The 22,246-nt window shown below is 49.1% G+C and carries 16 protein-coding genes; 1 reads left to right on the forward strand and 15 read right to left on the reverse strand.

What is annotated here, in order from left to right; all coding sequences use genetic code 11:
• Window positions 1–481: 481 nt before the first annotated feature.
• Entirely contained in the window at window positions 482–2,500 is a 2,019-nt protein-coding gene (locus H6F76_RS16520) for a PA14 domain-containing protein (protein ID WP_190509872.1), read from the reverse strand.
• 646 nt (window positions 2,501–3,146) lie between these two features.
• Between H6F76_RS16520 and H6F76_RS16525 the strand changes: the two genes are divergently transcribed.
• The gene (locus tag H6F76_RS16525) at window positions 3,147–4,169 is read left to right on the forward strand and encodes a spore photoproduct lyase family protein (protein ID WP_190510070.1); all 1,023 of its coding nucleotides are present in this window, start codon (window positions 3,147–3,149) and stop codon (window positions 4,167–4,169) included.
• 7 nt (window positions 4,170–4,176) lie between these two features.
• On the opposite strand, the gene H6F76_RS16530 is transcribed toward H6F76_RS16525, so the two are convergent.
• From H6F76_RS16530 to hepA, 14 genes are all read right to left on the reverse strand, one after another.
• Window positions 4,177–5,229: a glycosyltransferase family 4 protein gene (locus H6F76_RS16530; RefSeq protein WP_190509874.1), complete on the reverse strand. Its 1,053-nt coding sequence runs from the start codon at window positions 5,227–5,229 to the stop codon at window positions 4,177–4,179.
• A gap of 3 nt (window positions 5,230–5,232) precedes the next feature.
• On the reverse strand, window positions 5,233–6,381 hold the full coding sequence (locus H6F76_RS16535; RefSeq protein ID WP_190509875.1) for a glycosyltransferase: 1,149 nt from the start codon (window positions 6,379–6,381) through the stop codon (window positions 5,233–5,235).
• 107 nt (window positions 6,382–6,488) lie between these two features.
• On the reverse strand, window positions 6,489–8,768 hold the full coding sequence (locus tag H6F76_RS16540) for a glycosyltransferase (protein WP_190509877.1): 2,280 nt from the start codon (window positions 8,766–8,768) through the stop codon (window positions 6,489–6,491).
• A gap of 92 nt (window positions 8,769–8,860) precedes the next feature.
• Window positions 8,861–10,273, reverse strand: coding sequence for an O-antigen ligase domain-containing protein (locus H6F76_RS16545; protein WP_190509879.1), 1,413 nt, complete (start codon window positions 10,271–10,273; stop codon window positions 8,861–8,863).
• 99 nt (window positions 10,274–10,372) lie between these two features.
• The gene (locus H6F76_RS16550; protein WP_190509881.1) at window positions 10,373–11,191 is read right to left on the reverse strand and encodes a glycosyltransferase family 2 protein; all 819 of its coding nucleotides are present in this window, start codon (window positions 11,189–11,191) and stop codon (window positions 10,373–10,375) included.
• Window positions 11,192–11,299: 108 nt separating this feature from the next.
• On the reverse strand, window positions 11,300–12,382 hold the full coding sequence (locus H6F76_RS16555) for a hypothetical protein (RefSeq protein WP_206754389.1): 1,083 nt from the start codon (window positions 12,380–12,382) through the stop codon (window positions 11,300–11,302).
• A gap of 90 nt (window positions 12,383–12,472) precedes the next feature.
• Window positions 12,473–13,762 carry a glycosyltransferase gene (locus H6F76_RS16560; protein WP_190509885.1) on the reverse strand — a complete coding sequence of 430 codons (1,290 nt, stop codon included), beginning with the start codon at window positions 13,760–13,762 and terminating at the stop codon, window positions 12,473–12,475.
• A gap of 28 nt (window positions 13,763–13,790) precedes the next feature.
• The gene (locus tag H6F76_RS16565; protein WP_190509887.1) at window positions 13,791–14,819 is read right to left on the reverse strand and encodes a polysaccharide pyruvyl transferase family protein; all 1,029 of its coding nucleotides are present in this window, start codon (window positions 14,817–14,819) and stop codon (window positions 13,791–13,793) included.
• Between the two features lie 322 nt (window positions 14,820–15,141).
• Window positions 15,142–16,350 (reverse strand): glycosyltransferase family 4 protein, encoded by a 1,209-nt coding sequence (locus H6F76_RS16570; RefSeq protein ID WP_190509889.1) that lies wholly within the window; start codon window positions 16,348–16,350, stop codon window positions 15,142–15,144.
• Window positions 16,347–17,267 (reverse strand): glycosyltransferase family 2 protein, encoded by a 921-nt coding sequence (locus tag H6F76_RS16575; protein WP_190509891.1) that lies wholly within the window; start codon window positions 17,265–17,267, stop codon window positions 16,347–16,349. The genes H6F76_RS16570 and H6F76_RS16575 overlap by 4 nt, the downstream gene beginning before the upstream one ends.
• A 44-nt stretch (window positions 17,268–17,311) precedes the next feature.
• On the reverse strand, window positions 17,312–18,136 hold the full coding sequence (locus H6F76_RS16580; RefSeq protein WP_190509893.1) for a glycosyltransferase family 2 protein: 825 nt from the start codon (window positions 18,134–18,136) through the stop codon (window positions 17,312–17,314).
• A gap of 26 nt (window positions 18,137–18,162) precedes the next feature.
• Complete coding sequence (locus tag H6F76_RS16585; RefSeq protein WP_190509895.1) at window positions 18,163–19,119, reverse strand: glycosyltransferase family 2 protein; 957 nt, start codon at window positions 19,117–19,119, stop codon at window positions 18,163–18,165.
• A 69-nt stretch (window positions 19,120–19,188) separates the two neighbouring features.
• A complete protein-coding gene (locus H6F76_RS16590; RefSeq protein WP_190509896.1) occupies window positions 19,189–20,244 on the reverse strand; it encodes a glycosyltransferase in 1,056 nt (351 codons plus the stop codon).
• Between the two features lie 89 nt (window positions 20,245–20,333).
• A complete protein-coding gene (gene hepA / locus H6F76_RS16595) occupies window positions 20,334–22,235 on the reverse strand; it encodes a heterocyst formation ABC transporter subunit HepA (protein WP_190509898.1) in 1,902 nt (633 codons plus the stop codon).
• Window positions 22,236–22,246 lie beyond the last annotated feature (11 nt).

Consider the following 22,246-nt stretch of genomic DNA (forward strand, 5'->3'; position numbering starts at 1 on the left):
CTAGTTAAGTTCTCCACGATCGTCTCAAGTTTTAGACAGGCTTTCCACATAGTTTTCCACAGAAAAGTCTAAGGTTTTCCACATAAATTCGATCGCTTTATCTTTCGCAATGTTTTGCTTAATAAAACTTCGTGAAGCATCAAACAGTGGCTAAAGTTCTTCACAACCTGCCCAAAAGCAATCCATAAGTGGGGCTGATCAATTGACCCTCACAATTGCCAAATCAAAAGAGACAAAGGATCTAAGCCCCTTGTCTCTACAACATAATGCGAATTAATTTTGCTCTTCACTGATCGCTCGTGAGCACTAACTGCTAGCCGCTTTTACAGAAGTTGATTACAGCAGTCACGGTGTCGCCAAGCATAACCAAGCGTTCAAAAGTCAGCAGGAAATTTTACGGCTTTAAACGTACCTTTGAAAACGAAGTATGGGCGATCCCCGCTCTATCTCTATTGTCTAAGCAGTTTTGACATCGGTGCTTCTAAAGAGGTTGCGGTGTCGCCGTTACAGGAGGCACTAACGCTGCGTCTGATGCAGAGAGTTGGATAATCAAAGGTGCATCCGAGACGTTGAGAGTTAGCTGGGTGGGAGCGGTGTAGCGTGCCAAGGGAGCGATCGATTGATTGGGCGCATAGGTTGTCGCTTGAGCAAACGGCGTATTGAAATTCAACGTGACGTTTTGACCAACGGCAGCCTGAGCAGTGCTAGGTACTTCGAGCCAAAGGACGAGGTAGAAGTCACCGTTGCTCTTCTCCAAAAGCGTGTGATGAACGTTCTGAGTGCTGCCACCTATTGAGAAATTGAGCGCCCCTAGTGGTGCTGCGGGTGCGGGTGTTGTAATCGGTGCAGGTGTCGCTGTGACTGGTGTGAGGGGCGCAGGTGTCGCTGTGACTGGCGTTGTCGGTGCGGATGTTGTCGGTGTCGTGGGTGCAGGTACTACCTCTGGTTTGGGATCGTCAAGCAGGGTAATCAGGTTTTTTAAGGCAGTGTAGGCAGGTTTGGGTGTGCCATTGCTGCGAATGATGCCGTAGTTGTTTTCGCTATTGTTGGGGTCAGCTTTTTGATCCATCAGCTCGTAGGAAAAGGTGCGAGGCGCACCAGCATTGAAGCTTTCGAGAAAGAGTCGAGGGAGATATTTCGCCTGTACAGCTTCTGAGACAGGACGATCGGACGTGGGGCTACCAGTAGAGTAGCCGACCTCAGTGGCGATCAAGGGCTTGGTGCCAAAGGGTTGCGATCGCATGGCATAATCTCTAGCTAGGCTACCGTCACCGGGATTATTGGGATTGTTGTAAGGGTGAAAACTGCCGTAGTCTACCCACTGGCTCAAGTCGCCGATCGCGCCGCTAGAGTTGGCATACACAAACGAGGGACCAATGATAGGAATATGTGCTGTCGCTGGGTCTGCCTTGAGTGCAGTATAAACGTCTCTCGTAAAGTCCCGTACGTAGCTGATCCAGCCGTCTCCTGTGACTGGTTGACCATTACGGGTATAGGGAAAGATTCTGTGGAATAGGTCAAATTCATTCAAGATTTCGACGGCTTCCACACCCTCTGCCACCAGGTTTTTGACAAAGTTTGTCACTGTATAGCCGGGTGGCTTGATGTCGTAAGAGGCATCAGGACCAATGCCAATGTTTGGGTCAAGCACTAGGGTCGATTTGATGCCCAGTCTACCTAGCTCGTTGATGCGGTTAATCCAGGTAGGGTCGCTGCCGCCATCGCGAATATGGCGAATGCCCAAATCGAGCAAGCTTTGTTTGACGAACGGATAGTTACCGTATGCTGTGTCGTAATAGCGAACGTGGGTATTGATGCCGATCGAATCGACAAAAGCATCAGCACTTTTGGCGGGGGCACCAATAGCAAAAGGAAGCGTACTAGTACCTTGAAAGAGTTGGCTGGCAGGAATAATTTCTTTTGCTTGTGTCGGGCTAGACCATAGCAGTTGAGCGGTCGCGCCACCTGCACGCTCATAATATTCCAGCTTGATGTCGTAGTTTTGACCAGCGGCAAGAGCGATCGTACCACTGTCTTCAGTCAGGTCATGATCAGCCCAGTTGTCAATCAGCAATTGCCCATTAACCCATAGTCGAACGCTATCATCCGATCGCGTGTAAAACGTGTAGGCTTCAGTAGACTTAGCTTGCACTTGCCCTGTCCAGCGCACTGCAAAATTGTCGGCTGCTACAAGCGAATTAGGTGCCTGATTGCCCCAGGTAAAGTTAACCGTCGGATTAATTTCCGACCATTTCAAAGTGGTGAAGTTCTTGCCTTGAAAATATTGCGCTCGCAACCCAGGTTGGTTAACGATAGCTGCACTTGGTTCAGGGGAAGCAAGAGTACCAGACGTACTACTACTGCTGGCGGTAGCGCTACTAGAGAATGTAAACAAGCTATCTGCCAGAGTGCTAAGAGCAGGCGCAACGATCGAACTAGCGCTAACGCCTGGATTAAGATCAGGGCTACTTGTAGCGGCTGCGGTGATTAAATCTGACACTGGTATTTTCCCTGATAAACGAAGGTTGCTTAACGAGTCTCAGCACTAAACCCTAAAAACAGAGTGCATTAAGCTGCAATCTGCATTAGAGGATGAAGGTGTTGAAGACTGGTGGTAACTACTTGTAGGGAACACACGAATTGGGATCTGAAAGACATTCGTAAAGGTACGAAGAGGATTAAGTTAGCGGGCTGCCTTTAAGTGAAACGTAGAACCAAAACGGTTCCTGACCCCCGCACCAAAAGAGTTTATAGACGGCTTTTTGACTGCATCATTGCCTTCATTGCATTCATTTCTTTCACGAGCAAAATAATAGTTGAAGCTATAGCTTGACGACTGTAACCTCAAAAATTGTGAAGATCAAACCGAACGATGCACCCAAGTTAAACACACGTTATCTTCAGCTATACAGCATGAAATTGCAACCGCACTAACTTAAAAATTCTTCTCAAAATTTTCATAAAATTTAACACTTAGGGTCTGTATCGCCCTACTTACGGATGGGTTTTTGCCCACTATCAGGGCGTAAGATCCTCCTCTTGAGGGCGGTTTGGGCGATCGTGTCGTCATTATCATGAAGGAATGTTACTAGCAGTCGTTTACAGTGCAAACAACCGTTAATCTTCCTGCTGTTTCACGCTTATGGATGCCTGAGCGTGTTCTCTTTACTCCATCAGCTCTGGAATTGCCCTGGGGTCAGCAAATTTTGTCGCGGGTGCAGGCATTAGACCTTCCGGTCGAAGAGTTGCCGCGCGATCGCCTGACTGGTCTGCGGGGTGAAGATGACCGCGAGACGTATGCGATCGCTAAGCGTACCCTTGCTGTTGTCGTTGCGCCGCCCAGCCATTTCAAGCTCAGCCCCATTCCACCGTCGGCAGACTGGCAGTTTCACCTGGCGGAAGGCTGTCCTGCCCACTGCCAGTACTGTTATCTGGCGGGTAGTTTGCAGGGTCCACCAGTCATTCGTGCCTATGCTAATCTGCCGCAGATTTTAGAAAACTTAGCGGCGTACGAGCGTCCCGGTCAGGCAACATCCTATGAAGTAAGCTGCTATACCGATCCACTGGGTATTGAACACCTGACAGGTAGCCTTGCTGAATGCATTCGTTACTTTGGTACTCGTCCTGATGCTCACCTGCGCTGGGTCTCAAAGTTTGATGGGGTTAACCACCTCCTTGACCTGCCCCACAATGGACACACGCGCTGTCGTGTGAGCGTGAACGCAGCACCCATCTCTCAACGGCTAGAAGGTGGTACCGCATCTGTTGCCAAGCGCCTGCAAGCATTGCGGCAATTGGCGTTACCTCGATCGCGGGGTGGTGGCGGTTATCCCATTGGGCTAGTGATTGCTCCCATTATGCCGATCGATGATTGGCAGACTCATTACAGTGAGCTTTTTGATGCGATCGAGTCGGCGATTGACTTTGACTGTAACCTTACCTTTGAGCTGATTTCTCACCGCTTTACCCCTGGCTCCAAGGACGTGCTGCTGAGTTGGTATCCCAATACATCCCTTGACCTGGATGAGTCTACCCGTAGCGTCAAACGCAATAAGTTTGGTGGCACCAAGTATGTCTACGAGGCCGAGATGATGAAAACCCTGCGCCGCTTTTTTGAGCAGGAAATTGCCCGTCGTTTTCCTCAGGCAAAAGTGCTTTATTGGACTTAGAGTCGCTCTAGAGCAATTCGGCGTACACTTCTAGGGTTTCTGCATGGACTCGTGAGACCTTGAGCCAGTCGAGATTTTGCTGCGATCGCCCTTTCCACGCCTCCAACAAGTCAGGATCCCGTAACAGTGGGGCGATCGCCTCTGCTAGAGCTGTAGGGTTAGCGGCTGGGACGAGAATACCTGCGGCTCCACCATCCAGCGCTTCGGGAATGCCATCGACGTTGCTGGCGGCGATCGCACAGCCAGCTTCCCGTGCTTCTGAAAGCACCAGCCCAAACGGTTCCTGACGAGAGGCAAGCACAAAAATGTCGGTGGCGTCGAGATAGCGCTGCGGTTCTGCCTGGTAGCCTTCAAAGTGAATGCGATCAGCAACGGCTGTCTGCTGTGCCTGTGCCTCAAACTCAGCCCGATCAGGACCATTCCCAATTAAATAGAGATGCACGTCAGGAAACTCAGCTGCCAGTGGCTCGAAGGCGGCGATTAAATCTGCAATGCCTTTGCGATGATACATTCCGGCAAGGGTGGCGATTGCAGGACGCTGAAGTTTGACGGGTGGCAGTGTTGCTAATCCTTCACGAGGGCTGCCCAGCGTGCCATTGCAAACGACCCGCAGCTTCGTTTTGGGAATGCCCTTGCGCGCCATTGACTGTGCCACTGATTGGCTGACTGCTATGACGCGATCGGCGAGCCCCATCAAGATCGCGCTGCGCTGAAACTCATTGTGCACGGTGGAGACTAACCCATAGCGTGGTTTTCCTCGCAAGGTTCGTGCCAACACCATGCCAGTCATCATGTGGGCATGAACAATGTCGGGCTGTACCGATCGCACCAGCGCTTGATAGCTTCTAGCGGCTCGGAGCAACTGTAACGGGTGGCGACGCTGGTCTAACTGGATGTGCTGCACGTCGTATTTTGCCAGCAGGCGATCGTACTCTCCTCCCGCAGAGGCAACGGTCACGGTATGTCCGGCTTCTGCCTGCAAACATGCGAGATCGACAGCAACATTGACAATGCCATTGCCAATTTCTTGAACGTGGTTGAGGATGTGCAGAATCCGCATAGCTTAACCGGCTCGTAGGGCATCGGCTGCTATCAGGTGAGACAACACTTTCACATATTGATCAACCACGCGATCGACCGAAAACTCTTGGGCGCGTTGTCGCAATACGTCAGGCGCGATCGGGGCTTGCAAGGCTCCCAAAAGACCCTCTGCTAGCGCAGCAGCATCCCGCATGGGCACCAGCGTACCGTATTTGCCACCGTCCAAAATTTCAGCCGGACCACTGGGGCAATCGGTAGAGACGATCGTGGTGCCTGCTGCCATCGCTTCTGCTACCACGTTGCCAAACCCCTCAAAGATGGAAGACAACGCAAACACGTTAGCGTGAGCCATGTACGTGTAAGGATTTTCAGCAAAACCGGGCAGCGCTACATCGTCTTGCAGTCCCAATGTTTGAATCTGTGCCTCTAGTTTGGCGCGATCTTCGCCTTCGCCCAGGATCATCAGCCGTGCCAATCGCTGCCGTCGTACGATCGCAAAGGCTTCTACCAATGTTGGAAAATCTTTCTGGCTGACCAATCGCCCTACGCCCAAAATCACAGGTGGTTCTCCGGCTGCAAACCAGGGATGATCAACGGGCTGCTGCATTTTTGCTAGTACAGCGGGCGTGACAACTGGATTGTAAATTACTTGAATTGTGTCGGCTGGCATGCCTGTCAACCGAGCAACATCCTCCGCTACGCCTCTAGAAGCTGCCACGATCGCATCTGCCCAGGGATAAAACAAACGCACCAATTTGGGTCTGATGCGCCCGATCGTGTGGGGTTGATGATCGCGAAACTGCTGTGAAAGATTGGTCTGCACGCACATCACAATGCGAGTCGATGCACCTGCCAAGCGCTGTGCCCAAGTTGCTGAGCTGAGAATATCCAGCGCTGACAAGAGAACAGAGGGCTGCTCTTGCTGCAAGTAGCGTCGCAATGCCAGCGTTTTTGACACCAGTAGCGGCGATCGTGCCTTCAAATCCACAATCCGAATGGTGGATGGCACTGTGTCTAGATAGGCTCCTTTTGTTTCTGCCAGCACCAGATCGATTTTGAAGCCACGTTCGGCAAGACCTTCTGCTAGATGCAGCATGGCTCGTTCGGCACCACCACCTTCGAGGGCTGGAAGGAAGACGCTGATGGAGGGGGTAGATGGAGGTAGGGGCATGGGAGGAAAGGATGAGGGATGAAGGATGAAAGAGGAGAGGGAGACGGGGAAAGCAGGGGAGGCAGAGAACGCGAGGGAAGCAAGAACGTTTTGAGTTAACTCAGCCTTTAGCCTTCTGCCTTCACTACGGCTTGCAGGAGTTGATCGATCTGTTGTCGAATGTGGCTCAGTGCAAAGCGATCGGTGGCTTGGGTTTGAGCGGTTTGGACGATCGCCTGTGTATGTGCTGGGTCTGCTCGACAGTGGGCGATCGCGGCTGCTAGTGCCTGTGCGTCTCCGGGTGGCGTTAGCCAGCCAGTGACTCCTGGTTCTACCAGTTCCACTGCGCCGCCAGCAGCAGCGGCAATAATGGGTCGCCCACAGAGCATCGCTTCGACGATGACGCGCCCAAAGGGTTCTGGTGCAGTGGAGGTATGGGCAATCACCTCGCACGCTTGCATGATGGGCACTACATCCGACCGAAAGCCGAGAAACTGCACTCGGTCTTGTAGTCCCAGCGTTGTCACTTGCGTCTTCAGCGCTTGCACATACTCCTGTTCGCCAAACAGCGCATCGCCTACCAAGACTGCTATCACATCCTTGGGGCAATGAACTAGCGCCTCAATAAGGATGTGCTGTCCTTTCCAGGGCGACAGACGGCTGAAATGCCCGATCGCAAATTTGCCGTCTAGCCCAAGCTGCTGTCTCTGGTTCAGATTCACTTGACCCAACGTTACATCTAACTGATAGGCGGCTGGCTCGAAGCCGTTATAAACCACAGTGACCAGTTCTGCGTGTCCACCTGCCTGAATGAAAGCATCACGAGTGGCATTAGATGTGGCAATGACCCGACTAGCGCAGCGATTTGCCAATGTAACAGCAAGACGGCGATTGGTGCGGCTGAAATGATCGGCTGAAAGGATGTCGTGCAGATGGTAAACCAGAGGACGACGGCTGAGTAGGCTTGCTAACGCCCCAACCACCAACGCTTTTTGAGTATTGGCATAGATCACATCATAATCGCGGCTGAGACGGGCAACAGTGACAGCAATGGGTAGCAGTTGACCGAGGCTCTGAAGACCCTGTACCAGACCGCTTTCTTTGCGAACCGCGATCGACTTGGTTGCTACCACTTTGACCGCTACTCCCTGTTGTTGCAATGCCGTTTTGAAGGCACCATCTGCAAAGAGACAGACTAAGCTGCGATCGCGGTACGGCTGCACAAGATCCAGCAAACATAGTTCTGCGCCGCCCAAGGCACCACTCTGATCCAGAAAAAGCACCTTGCTTGCTGTGGCAGTGACCGGATCAGACGCTTTTGTTGCTGTTGCTAGTTGATTCACAAGCGTTCCTCTTAGTCGATAGACCAATGGTTTTTCGAGCCATACATACGTTAGGCAACCTACGCTCAAGGTGGTCAGCAGCAACAAGCTAATTGTCGCCGAGTAACCAATGATGCTAATAAGTTGAGCCGCAATTGTCAGCTTCAATAAGGCAGATAAGCAGGGATAGTGGGTCAAATAAATGGAGTACGATGCATCGCCCAGGAACGAAAAGAGACGTACAAAGGGGCGCGATCGCTGTACTTCTAACGTTGCTGCGCCGATCACAATCAACGTTGAAGAAATGCCATAGATCACGATTGGATTGAAGGGGAACGATCGCTCAGTTTGAGCAACACCAAACGCGACAAAACAAGCCGTCCCTAACAGCAGTAAAAACGTATTGCTTGCCTTTAGTTGCTTCTGGAGGACTACATAAGCTGCCAAACAACCGAGCATAAACTCTAGATTGTGTGGACTAAAAATAAACCACAGCAAAAAATGTTGTTCTGGGTCAAAAGCACCTGCAATGTTGAGTAAAAAGATTGCCAATGTGCCCACAAGCCAGCCTGAAAGTAAGCGACTGAAAAGCTTGAGCGGGAATAAAATTGCTAACGCAAAAATGAAGTAAAACAGCACTTCATGGCTCAGCGACCAGCCTACGATCAGGATCGGCAAATGCGCTTGTGGCAGCAGCCATAGAGACTTCAAAATGACATCTAACTGACGCTCATACCCATAACCAAATTGCGGTGCGAGAAAGTAGACCGGCAAGATGGCTAAGGTTACTAACCAATAGAGTGGGTACACCCGAATCAACCGTTTGAGGATGAACGGTTTTAGGCGATCGCGCCGCCCTATATCTGTCTGATGTACAAAGAAAATAATAAAGCCGCTGAGTACAAAGAAAAAATCAACGCCAGCGCTACCAAAGGTAAACAGATTTGCCAAAAACGCTTGACCCAGCTTCTCTTGACTAAGCTGTGTCACATGAAACAGCAGCACTAGTAGAGCCGCGACCCCTCGACAAATTTGAATCCCCTCCAGACGAGGTTTAGCGACTTTTGGTAAGTGCTCCAGTTGCATGGAATCGCGATCATATGGCTCCTTCTCTGCTTTTACTTCTGTTCTATTCCTGAATGATTGTTTGATCGGTAGACTGCCCCTATGCGATGCCATCATTCACCTCCCGGTTGCAGCAGATGTTGATAGCGATAGAACCGCTGGGCTGCCAGTGCCATACCTGCAAAGCTCCACATCACCACGCCTGATAGTGCCAGCATTGAGCTGCCTAGTCCGATTTGGGCAAATACCCCCAGACTGATGGCGCGTGCAGCACTTACAAACGGGTCGGTTTGCCCTTCCTTGCCGCGAAACAGGCTAAAGAATAAGAGAACCGTACCGCCCAGATATGGCAACGTACCAAACCAGCCCAGGTTGAACAGCAGGGTTAAAATACCGCTGTCGTTGCTGCCCAGGCTGTCGTTTGTGAGTACAAACCCTAGCCCGTTGCCCGGAATTTCTGCCAGCGCTTCACCCATAATCTGACCGTAGCCTTCTAGCCGCTGGTTATAGCTCACGTCGTCTTGCGTATTTGAGAAGGTTTGCAGACGAGCGGCGATCGCCCCCGAAAAGGGCTGTGTATTCACCAGCGGCACCACGCACACTGCCATCACTAGAATCGTCACAATCAACCGCATCTGCAAACGGGGCTTGAGCGAGGGCACAAAGGCGACTACGCCCACTGCCCAACCCAACCATGATGCTCGCACCAACGACAGCAAAAACGATAGATAACCCACACCTCCAGCCGCAAACCGCAGCGTACCCTGATTGTTAAACAGCAGCAGCAAGCCTGCCATCATCACTGTCGCAAAGGGACCTGGTGAATTTAGAGTGCTGAACACGCGCATTCCTAATGGCTCTGGTGTGCCAAAGGCGATCGCCTTGGAGCTAATCAGCCAAAAGCGATCCCACTCTGGGGCAACAAGATATTGCAGCACCCCGTATGCCCCCATCACCAATACACCCCACAAAAAGACCCGTTCCACATTCTGCCGATACGCTGGATAATGCCGCCAATGAACAAACAAATGAAACCCAAATAAAATTGGCGCTAACCAGTTCAGCAGCGGCACGACAACTGCTGTCGGTGGATACTTAATCAGCCCCACCAGCAAGCCGTAGAAGACTCCCGCCGCCGACAAAATGAACGGCAAGCCATCCTGACGCAAATAGCGGGGCAGGTATTGTACAAAGGTCAACCCCGTCAGCATCATGACCAGAAATGGTGCCAGCAATACAGGGCTAGGGTCAACCCATCCGCTTTGAAAATCAATCAAGCGCCGCACAAAGGGCGTTAAAAACGCAATCCACCAGGTAAATCCGATGTACAGAACGGGATACCGTTTAAACAAAAACAAGCCGACTAGCAGCGCGATCGCTGGATATGCCAACCGCAGTAAGCCACCTGCACCCGCCAAAATGCACAGCAGCGAAAAGCACACCAATCCCAACATGGCAGTCCATGCCAGCGTTGGCTGTAAACCAAACTGAGGACGGTGATTGGGAGTAGTGACGTTGGTTTGCATGAGGGCAGAAGGCGGGAGAAGATAGAAGGCAAAGGGCAGGAGGCAGAAGGCAAAGGGCAAAAAGCGGGAGTTGAGAGAAGGTAAAACAAACTCAAACCTTTAATGCTTCTCTGGCGATCGCCCGTTTTTCCAATCAATTTCGTAGAGCTTGATTTCCTTTAAAAAGATGTAGAAGCTCCACAGCCCTGACAGCGTAAAGCCAGCCATACCTTGACGAAACATGCCATACCAAACGTATTGCTGTACAAACTTTGCGGATGGTTTAAGCAAGAGTCGCAGCAGGCTAAAGCGAGTGCCGTTACGATGGGCTTGTTGGGCATCCAAATCGGTGTAGCGGTTAAAGCGAATGACTAAATCGCTGATGTCACGGAAGCCGTAGTGCCAAATCACGCCAGGTAGTTTAACAACGGGTGCATTTTTAATATCGGGTCCTTCGTGTACCAAAACATTTTTGATGCGAAAGATGGTTTTGTTGTAGAGGCGCGTGTGATATTCCGGTCGAGTGTCGAGCCACGTATCCCAAAAGTCGCCGATGCGAACGGCAGAAAAAGCGTTGGCTACGATCGTCGGTGCTTGTTTCCACTCCAGCAAGGCGGCGGCTAAGCGATCGTCAATGACTTCATCCGCATCAATAAAAAAAATCCAGTCGTGCTGTGCATGGTCAGCTCCAAAATTACGCTGGTCGGAGTAGCCTGTCCAGGGATTGTGATAAACCTGGCAGTCCAGCTCGCGGGCAATTTGCACTGTTGCATCCTGACTACCGCTATCAACTACCACTACCTCATCCGCAAATGATTGACATGAGCGAATTGCATTGGCGATACATTCTTCTTCGTTAAGCGCAATGATGACGACGGACAACGATCGCAGCATCGTTGCTGTTGGTTTAGTAAGAGTTTGTTCTGAACTCAGGTGCATAACGACGCAGCCTCTAGGGATGGAATCAAATGACAGAAATGAATGAAAAGTTATGATGCGATTAGTTGATACTATTTAGTCAAAAATGTAGGGTTAAAGTTAAGTTTTTCATGGTTTTGATGGGGCTGATAATTGTAATAAAAAGGACTTAAATGTACTGGCTTGATTATGTGTAACGTACCATTGGTGAGCAGCATCAGCGATCGCTTGTAACTGCTCCATTGCTAGTGACTCTGCCTGCATACCAGCAAACAAAAAATTGGTTTCAGCTTGCAACCCATCTAGCAAGGTTGCTTTTTCCTGTGTGACGATCGGCACCAGTCCATGAGCGCAGTAGGTTGCAAAAACGCCAGATTTTGCTAGATGCCCGTTATCAGTCGAGTAGACAATACCTGCAAGTGAATCAGACATTAATTGGCTAATCCTTGCAGCGGGCTGTTCACCCATCTTAACTAAGGGAATGCCCGCTAACGTCGATTGATCAAGGTGCAACGGAGAGCCAATGTCACAAATCTCTTCAATGCCTAAAAGCTGACAACAGTTTTTGAGCATGGCTTGCGATCGTTGATAAATTCTGGCGCGTCGTCCCGGTGTACCAAAAACGATTAAGCGTCTCTGGCGTTGTTCGAGGGGTAGTGGTTTTTCTAATTCGCCGATATTAGAAAAGACCGGAAGATTAAGAATCGATGGCTGTTTGTCTTTTGCTAAAAAGTACTTTGCTATGAGGGTTTTTGTGACCGCATTGTTTGTGATAATGACATCGGCTAATTGAGCCAGTTGCCATGCCACAGAACGCTGCCAGGGAAAGAGATAAAACGTCTTCTTGAGCAGATAGAAGGATGGAAACTCATGAAACATCACAAGCAAGCGCAGCGATCGCTGTTGTTTCATGGTTTCGAGCGCTTTCACTAACCAAACGGGTATACCACGCTTGGCATCGTAAGGATAATCAGAAAAGTGCAAAATAACGGCTTGAATGTGTTGGGGAATGGCATCGACAAAGGCTTGTGGGCTATGTGTATGCAACGGCACAATGGGAAAGCGCTCGTCACCAAACATCTTTTCTTGATGGGCAGTCATAAAATAAGTGCGAATGTTGCACTGAGAAAGCCCCTTTGCCAGTGTCATTGCATAATCGCCAATGCCGTCGATCGTGGGTGGTAGTCTTGGGTAAATTTGTAGAATATCCATAGGCATAACGTTAGCTTTAATTGAATTAGTTTATGAGTTCTAACTTTATTAGCTTGAATTAATTCAACTGAATTTATTCGCTTAAATGAATTAACTTGAGTGTGAAACAACCCTTTTTGAGCGTTCTGGAACTTTTAAGACTTGCTGCATTGATTGTTGAATGAGGTGCACGATATTGGCACGATCGTAATGTTTGATAGCAGTCATCCGTGCGGCGGCACCTAAGCGCTCACACTGCTCATCATTTTGCAACAGGCTGACACAGGCGTCTGCAAACGCTCTAGGGTCGTCTCGCCGCAAAAATTCCCGCCCATCCTGAAATTCCAGCCCTTCTGCACCAATACTCGTCGAAACCATTGGCTTGCCATAGGCAGCCGCTTCCACCAGTTTGACCCGCGTCCCGCCACCGGACAGGATAGGGCAACAAACCACACGCGATCGACGATAAAGCGCCTCCAGATCGTCCACAAAGCCCGTAAACTCTACTCCTGGAATGCCTTTTTGGTAGCTACGAATATTTTCTGGCTGCTTCCCAGCAATAATAAGCCGCGCCTCTGGCACTTGCTCCCGCACCTGTGGAAACACTTCCTCAATCAAAAAATTAGCCGCATTGATGTTGGGGTAGTAGTGGTACGCGCCCAGCAAAAGCAGCGTTGGCTTCGCAGTAAGCGGTTGTGGCTGCGGCAGCTTGACCGCATTGGGAATAGTCACCACACCTGCTATGCCCTGGTTTGTGAGATACGCTCTGTCTTGCTGCGAACACACATAGGTCTGTTTTGCCAGCCGCATGGCTTGCCGTTCGCCCCACCACAGCGCTGGCAGTTGCAGATAATAGAGGGAGGTAACAAGCCGCGTGGGCGGTTGCCGAATGTCACGCAGAAACGCAATATGCTCAATATCGTCCAGGTCAAAGAAAATAGGTGGCAACGGTTGGCGAGTGAGCAAGGCAGGGCACATCGATCGCAGCCGATGAATGAATACTGCTGCTGGCTTACGGCTTAGGCACGTTTCAAAAGCTTGAATTTGCAAGGGTTGGCTGGTGCGGACTAAATCACGCTGCTGAAAGAAATTGAGCATTCCTGGTGCTTGCTGCTGCCATTTTGACAGTGGCTCAGTGTACACAAACTCTGGGCAAAGAAAGAGCTTAAGAGGAAGATCCCAGTGTTCTGAAAGCGCTTTTTCGGCAGTGGCGATCGCGCTCGGCGATGTGTCTATTTCAGGCGGAACGTAAAACAGCACATCTAATTGAGCTTTAGCAGAACGGCTCTTTTTCAGGACTAGCTTTATCGCATCAATGAACATTGCCATGCGCTTATAAGTGCCCTGCACATCAAGCCGTAGATCGCTAGGAAAGTGAGTTGAAACGAAGAGCATTCGCATAGCAATTAACATTGAATTAAGCGGAAAATCAGGCTGGTTTGGTTCTGAACTGCTGTCGCCAGCACTCTATTGCAGCTGTATCAACGGTAATCTTAGTCACGAACGGCTCACGGATCCAGCGCTCCATAAAGGCAAAATCAGCGCGATCGACAGAGGGCAAACCAGTTTCTTGAGCGATTTCGGTTGCACGATGATCAATCCTTAAAATGAGCGCTCGACGCTTTGCTAAAAGACAGCGAATGCCACCATGAAGCCGGGTGCCGATGTAGTCTAGCGAAACATCTGATTTGAGCAGATTTTCTAAGGCTGGCAAGGAACGCTCCAGTATGGTTACAGGTAGATTAAAGCTGGTGACATAATCACGATCGCCTGCGCCCTGCGGCCAAAAATAAACCGTTTCGTAGTGAGATGTGGCTAGCTCTAGCAGCTTTCGGTCAAGTTCAATATTTTTGGAATAATCGGTCAGCATGACCAAGGCATTAGTTGCTTTTGTTTGTGGAATAGCATCCGGCTGGAGGTTGGCTAGTGGCCACATAGTGGGACAGCCTGTATTAATGACATTCCGAATCCCGATCGATTGCAACTTCTTCTTTGTGTAATTATCTCTAACTGAATGGCTGCCTTTGTAGGATAGTGCTAGATGCAGCAGCGCCAGTGTGTACAAGTTCGGTCTACCCTGGTATTGCCACCAGCTTACACCTAGCAAAAGAACTCGCTTCCGTAACCGTAACGCATCACGCAGAACAATCTTCCACTGGTTGTAGTGATTCATGTTTGATGACAGCAAATTTGTGCCACCAACGATAGCAATTGAACTGGCTTGAATCATTTGGAGGTGTGTTTCTTCTAACGGCGCATGGGTAGAAAGTTTAGCAATATTTTGGCTGCCGAAAAGAGAGTCGATTTCGCGTAGCACTGCCTGCTGAATAATTAGATCACCTAAATTTTCGCTCGGGCGATCGTTATGGTCTTCCATCCCTGGATCAAGCAAGCAAATTTGAGATGAAGCAGACGTTTGAGTAACGTTTTCAGGCAGGGTAAGTGAGGTTTTCAGCATAGGGATAGACTCCTGAAATGGATCAAACGTATAAACTCCAAAAACATCTAAACACGAAAGAAGTCTCGTTTCCGTTTATAAATTATTACCTTGTTGACTATTAAAAGAAGTGACTTTCAACCATTAAATCCTGGTGCAATAATTTTGAATGCGGAAATCTGGAAAACAAATAATAGCAGCTTTGTCGCTAATGCCAAGTCACCTCTGAGACTGCGTTGGATTTAGAAAAAGTTGGTTGCTGATCATTTTTCACTTGATATTGACTGCTCATCGCTGCCTGTCTATTTCTCTAAACGATAATGCTTTTTGAATTCTAAAAAGTTCAATGGGTTACTCCAGCTATTGTTGATGAGTGACTGCTTGATTGGGTTGGTAGTGAGAGCGTTTGCAGCACGCTGAACGTTTTTTCGATCATGCTTGCTTGAGAAAAGTGTTGCGCCTGTTGTTGTGCTTGCTGTGCCATGGCCTGCATTTCATTAGGGTGTTGTAATGCCCATTCAATGGAGTGGAGCAGCGCCTCACGATCGCCGCTAGGACACAGCAACCCATGCACTTGATGTGTCATCACTTCAGGAATGCTGCTGACGTTGGTAGTGACGATCGGGAGTCCATATGCCATCGCTTCTAGCAGCGCAAACGGATGCCCTTCAAAGCGAGTGGGAAAGACAAATAGATCAGCGCTTTGCAAGAGGCGAGGCAGATCAGAGCGGTGACCGATCAGCAGCACTTTGTCAGCAATGCCCGCGCGATACAGACGATCGCACAAGCCCTGTCTCTGTTCACCGTCTCCAGCCCACACAAACCGCAGATCGGGGTCTGACTCCAGTAATGCTGGTATTACTTCAAGCAGATCTTCATAACCTTTTTGGGGCGTGAGCCGACCCACAGTTAACAGGAGCTTACTGGTTGCGGGGATGCCTAACTCCTGGCGCACCTGTTGACGGAGAGCGGCGATCGCCTCAGAGTTACGGTCTAACAGCGTTGGTAGCTGAATGCCGTTATAGATGCAGAGCAAGTCGCTGGTGGGCATCTGAAACAAGTTGGCAAGCAGCGGACGATTTGCTTGGGCGTTTGTAAGCCACTGCTGCCGTCTAGCGCGTGCCCAGGTGTAAGCATGACGGCGCGATCGACTTAAAGGAATGCCCTCTGGTGGAATCAAATGAAACATGACGGCTGTTGGTATTTGCAGCCAGCCACAGGCGACAATACTGCCCAAACAGTGGTCTGCCCAAGGTAGGTTGATGAGAACGACATCTGGTTTGATAGCTAGCAATAAGGCACGAGTCCGGACGCTGCGTAGAAAGGCTGACGCCATTGCCTGAACGCCCCGGCTACTCGGCTCGGCAATCGCCAACGGGTGGCAGGACGCATGATTAGCTTCGAGGGCTTGCCGCAGCGAGGCGTTGCTATCGGCATAGGGTAAGGCAACGTGAGTGTGCCATCCTGCCTCGATAGCCGCAGCGGCGATCGTCAGCACATATTCTTCTGCCCCACCCCGCACGGTTGCTGAAGTAATGATCAAAAGTTTCATAGATTGCCCACCTCTTTTGACCCAAGTTGCCCACGCTTCCAGTGCTTGTAAAAAGGCTTCCATAGGGCAGCAGGTAAGCTAGGACGCAGGTAGCCATAGACCCAAACCAAGCGATAAAGGGGCGAGCGCAGCAACCAATAAAGATCTTTCTTCTGTTGCAAAATAAAGCGCCAGTCTGCTACCACAGCATGACACCACCTTTTACAGGCATCGCGTAGACCCATATCCTGTGCATACAAGGTTTGCAGCGCTAGTGTCTCCCGGTAAGTGCGCCTGTAAACTTGGCTGAGAGGTTCGTTATGAGAATGGTAAACGGCAGCATCTGGTACATAGAGGATTGTGTGACCCAGCATTAGCATTGCCGATGCCCACTCTACGTCTTCACAACCCGAAAGGGTCTCGTCAAACGGATGTTTTTCCCAGCACTGGCGACGTATGGCAGCGTTGGCATTGGAAAAGGTGCGCTCGTCTGGATTTTGAGGGTTAGCTTGTACTCGGGGTTGGTCCCCATAAAAGCTGCGATACTCCCGCTCTATAGGTGGATAGGCATCTAGATGAGGTGCCTGTTTGCCATAAACCCCCGCAACACGAGGATCATCAAAAGGCTCGACCAGATGTCTTAACCAGTCACGATCGCAAGGAAACGCATGGGCACTGAGAGCGATAACAATTTCTGCTTGCGTGGCAGTAAAGCCAAGGTTCAGCGATCGCCCAAAGGTGAAGTCCTCAGGACGCATTGTAATTAGCTTGACATCCGCTCGTTGTTTAACAATGTCGATCGTGCCATCGGTTGAACCCGAATCAACGACCACAATTTCGTCTGGCTTTAAGGTTTGGTCTGTCACTAAAGCAAGCGTCTTATCAATGTCTTTTGCTTCGTCTTTCGTCCGAATTAAAATGCTGGTTCTTGGGTTCATAGCAATCTTTAATGAAGCAATATTAAAATTAGTTAGAGAATGCTTTAGTTAGTTGAAAATTTGAGCATTTTTGCTTTGATAGCATCTGGTAATGCCTGGGGTTTATGAAGAAAATACTGCATACTCGCCCAGAAATCGCGACCAAAAAGCTGCATTTGTTGATGTAATGGCAACTGTTTACGATAATGCTTGATCAATTGCATAACCCGTTGATTCATCTGACCGTTATGCATATCATTCACAGTCTTTGTACCCTCTAACCGACGATAGTTACCCCAAATCTCATCAACATAAACGACATTAGCTGCCTGAACCGCTCTGAGAATAAAATCTAAATCCATTGAGTAATGATTAGCAATGTCATAAAGCCCAACTTTTTGATGCAATGCTGTGTGATAGAAGTAAGCCGCAGGATTACAGGGGTATGGATGAATATTCACGCCAGCGACCAACTCAAAAAGACTTAATTTTGCTGGTCTATTGACCTCAACTAGTCTGCCATCATCATCCCAAATGTTGCAATTGCCGACCAGTAAGGTTGGCTCAGGTAATACTTTGAAGCGATCGACAACCCGGTTTAATACACCTGGTTCATACCCATCATCGACGTTGAGCAGCCCCATAATTTCTCCGCTTGCCATGGCAATGCCTTTGTTCATAGCATCTGATTGTCCGCGATCGGGTTCAGAATGCCAGCGGATATGAGGGTAGCGATCGGCATACTGCCGTATAATTGGCACCGTTTGATCGGTTGAATCACCATCAATAATAATGTGCTCAAGATCAATGCAGTTTTGTTCAATAACAGCCTCGATGCAAGTAGCGATAAAGCGCTCACTGTTATAAACCGGAGTAATAATGCTCAACATAAGGTTTTAAAAGAAAAACTCTAAAATCAGAATGCTATATACGTGTTGAATATAGCTGCAATGGCAGCCGAAAGACGAACTCTACGACCTAGATAGGACTGCTGCCAAAGCAGTGATCCAACATAACGTACGAGCGTTCGATCGTCTGATTGCGAAGCATTTTTTAGCATATGTTTAGCATAGTTAGACATACGATCACAAAAGAGCATTTCCGCTGCTTCACTACTTACGTTAGCGTAGCTAAGTACAGCCCGTTCAATCGCTTCTAGCTGTTGCCAAAAATCGACTTTACGCCACGTTTTGTACTGGTAATTTTGATCATGTTGGTTATAGTGCAAAAGCTCAGGGCTTTCAATAACCAATGAGGGAAATTGAGCACAAATTCGCGCAAAGTACTCCAAATCACAGGAATAGGAGTACTGTTCATTAAACCCTCCGACCGCAGCAACGATCTCGCGGTGTAGCGTTACTCCAGACGGTGTTGTGGTTGTGTTTAACACTGCCCAAGCTCCAGGCTCTGCCAAACGATAACGAAACGCTTGATCAAGGTGTGAGTTAACTGCACAATGGGCAATGAGAGCCGGTTCGCCCACTAATGTACAGGCACGTCGAATCGTTTGCAGAGAAGTAGGAGTGATACGATCGTCGTCATGAATAATGCAAATCCAATCTTGTGAAGCGTCTGCAAGACAACGATTCCAGGTTTTGACCATGCCGTGGTTCGATGAATTTGATAGCAACTTAACTTGAGGAATGCTACGCAAGGTTTCAGCAGTTGCATCTTGAGAACCGTCGTCTACTATCAAAAGCTCATCATTGGGTAGTAGTTGAGGCAGCAATTGCTGTACTAATGTCACTACTAACTGACAACGGTTGTAAGTCGGAATGGCGATCGTCAGGGGCAGCGATGCTCCAAAAGTAGTGCTACGCCAGTTTTTTGGTGATGCCTCAGCTTGGCTACATTCAGTTTCAATTCTGGGCATAGTCGCTCCTACAAAAGTAGTTTAGGAGGGATAAAATTTAAGTTAACTTCGACTTCTGACTGGTGACCGCTAAACCAGAACACTCTTTAAAGCTCTAGCCAATGTGTTTGTAAAAACGTCCAGGTTGTATTTTGTTTCGCACAAACGACGACCTCGATCGCCCATGGCGGCAGCTTCTTCTAGATGTGCTAGTAAGTAGGCGATCGCCTGTTGCCACCCAGCAATATCGTTTGGTTCTACCCAAAGACCAATCCCTTCTTTCTCTAGATCTAGGTCAATGTGTTTGTTTCGCGTCATGATAACAGGCTTGCCAACTGCCATTGCGTCTAACAAACTGGTAAGCCCTGCTAAATCTTCTGTCTCTGTTAGTGGAATGGCGATCGCAAAGGCACGACGATAAGCTGCCAAAATAGCTGGATATGAAACAGCATTATTGTGCGAGTTACTAGCAGTTACTTCGATGCGCTCAGTCCCATACGCTACAGTTGGTGCTGTTGCTGCTGAACAATAGATTTTCAGCAAACAGTCGATACTTGAGACTGCTTTGACTAACGTATTGTGGTCGCGCTTTGTCTTGCCTGCACTTACAAATAAAGGAGCGTTGCTAACACTCACTTCTACAGTCGGCACTTTAGTTTCATAAAAAGATAAATCAGCTCCCCACTCAAGCAAATCCATCTTTTTAGAGGGATTAGGTTGCAAGCGATACGGCTGCATTGTGGTTGAACTAAGACACAAGAGATGATCATGCCCGTTTAGAAAGATGGCATTTCTCAGCGTGTGCCTCAGTGGGTGGTGAATGAGTGCAACTAATGGTTTGCGGAATAAACGCAGCGATCGCAGTAACGCCAGCAAAAATGTATTTGTTTGACAGGCAGAATAAATAACATCATAGTCCGTACGGCTAAACAGAATCCGCAGTTGCTGACCAAGGTGGTCGCCTAAGCCAAGTTTGCGCCCGATTTTATTGAGAAGTTTAGATGTTTGATACGGGAAAATTTTGACTTCAATATCATGCTGAGCAAGGTGCGTTGCACCCCACAGATGATGCCCAGGGTATTCGCCCTTTTGCCATAGCTCCCAGGCATGATCCATTGGATAGTTATTGATGAACAATACTTTCATGAAAACAGTTAAGTAGTCAACAATAAGCGGTCTTCAAGCAATTGAGTTTTAGGACTTAACACCTCATTAAGTAACACCTCACTCAGCATTTATGGTTCAACATTGATCATGCCAGCGATCGCAGGATCGTTAGCACGATTGCCCGTTTCATACTGCATCTGGTGATAGTTCCAGAGCTTACCGCGCTGCTCAAGGAGCGCTTGATAGCCGCCTTCTTCGACAATCCGCCCTTGCTCCATTACCACGACTTTGTCAGCACGAATGATGGTGGATAAGCGATGGGCAATAACAATCACTGTGCGTCCTTCTGCTAACTTTTCTAACGATGCTTGAATCAACCGCTCGGAAATAGAATCCAGGGCGCTGGTGGCTTCATCAAGAATCAAAATTTCGGGATTGCGAAGAATAGCACGGGCAATTGCAATGCGCTGCCGTTGTCCACCGGAAAGCCGCACACCCCGATCGCCCAAGCGAGTAGCAAACCCTTCAGGCATTTCTTGAATGAATTCCAATGCGTTTGCCAGCCGTGCTACTTCAACGATTTCGTCGTCTGTTGCGCCTTCACTGCCGTAGGCAATGTTGTCACGCACACTGGTATTAAAAATGAAGGTGTCCTGGCTGACGATCGCAAACCGTTTACGCAGCGAATTGATCTGAAACTCTCGAATGTCTACACCATCAATCAGAATGCTGCCGTGCGTGACATCATAAAAGCGAGGAAGCAAATCGACTAGAGTCGTTTTACCTGCTCCTGATGCGCCTACTAACGCGGTCATTTCGCCCTGTTTAATCGTTAAATTGATGTCGGTAAGAATGGGCTGCTGCGGATCGTAACCAAAATCAACCGACTGAAACGCGATCGCAGCTTGTAAGCCTGGAAACTGACGCTCTCCATCCTTTAGGTAGGGCTTGTTGGCAGTGCTAAGCAATTCGCGAATGTTATTGAGCGATCCCCAATAGCTGCTCATGGCAGCTCGACTACCATTAATTTCGTGCAGCGCGGGCACCAGACGAAACAGTAGAAAGAGAAACGTCAACAGTGACGCAGTTTGCATAACACCGTTGCTAACAAAGAGGGTCAGCGCCAGGATAATCATGCCGACTAACACCGTGGTCGCTAAGCCTTCTGCCAACGGACGTACCAGCGCAAAGCCACGAGTGGCTTTCATCGACGCATCCAAGACATCAGCACTTGCTTGATAGAACCGTCTGCGCTCAAAGTCCTGCGTCGCAAAGGCTTGGACAGTGCGGATGCCGTTGATAAACTCCATCGCGATCGAGGTAAACCGACCGTTGGTGATGGACACTCCAGCACTAGCCTCACGAATACGTGCGATGAGCTGGGACAAGGCTACTGCCAGTAGGCTGAATAACGCTACCGAGATGAGCGATAGCTGCCACGAAATCCGGAACATCAGGAAGACGTAAACACTAAGCGTGAGGCTGCGCGTCACAATAAAGGCTAGCAACCCAAACGCAGATTGCAGTCTGCCGATTTCACTAGTGAGCGTGTTGAGCAATTCTCCAGAGTGCGTTTTGGAGAAAAAACTGAGGCTTAACGCCTGCAACTGCTCAAAGATTTGCTTCCGCAAGCGATCGATCAGCTTTTGCTGCGTTAAATCAGTGTAAATCTGTGTGAGATAATTGAACGTCGATCGAATCCAAGTTGCCGTGAGAATCAGCGCTGAGACGCGATAAAGGCGATTGATCGAAGGTTCATTGATGCCTAAAATTCCCTGGTCAAACCAGCCGACTCCAGTCTGAAAAGGCGGTGCATCGGGGTTAACCAGGCTTTGCAAAAAGGCTAACAGAAAGCCAAAGCTAAACCCCTCAAACGATGCTGCCCCGATTGCGCACAAGATTGCTGCCACCGCAACCATGGGAAAGTGTTTAAACTCTCGCAGAATAGTGTAGTTTTCTTTCCAGAAATCTGTGGCTTTCAGCGTCCTTTTGAGCGATCGACGAATGGGAGCGGGAATTTTTAGCAGCATAACTGTTCAGT

Source organism: Leptolyngbya sp. FACHB-321 (assembly GCF_014695975.1).
GTDB lineage: Bacteria > Cyanobacteriota > Cyanobacteriia > Leptolyngbyales > Leptolyngbyaceae > Stenomitos.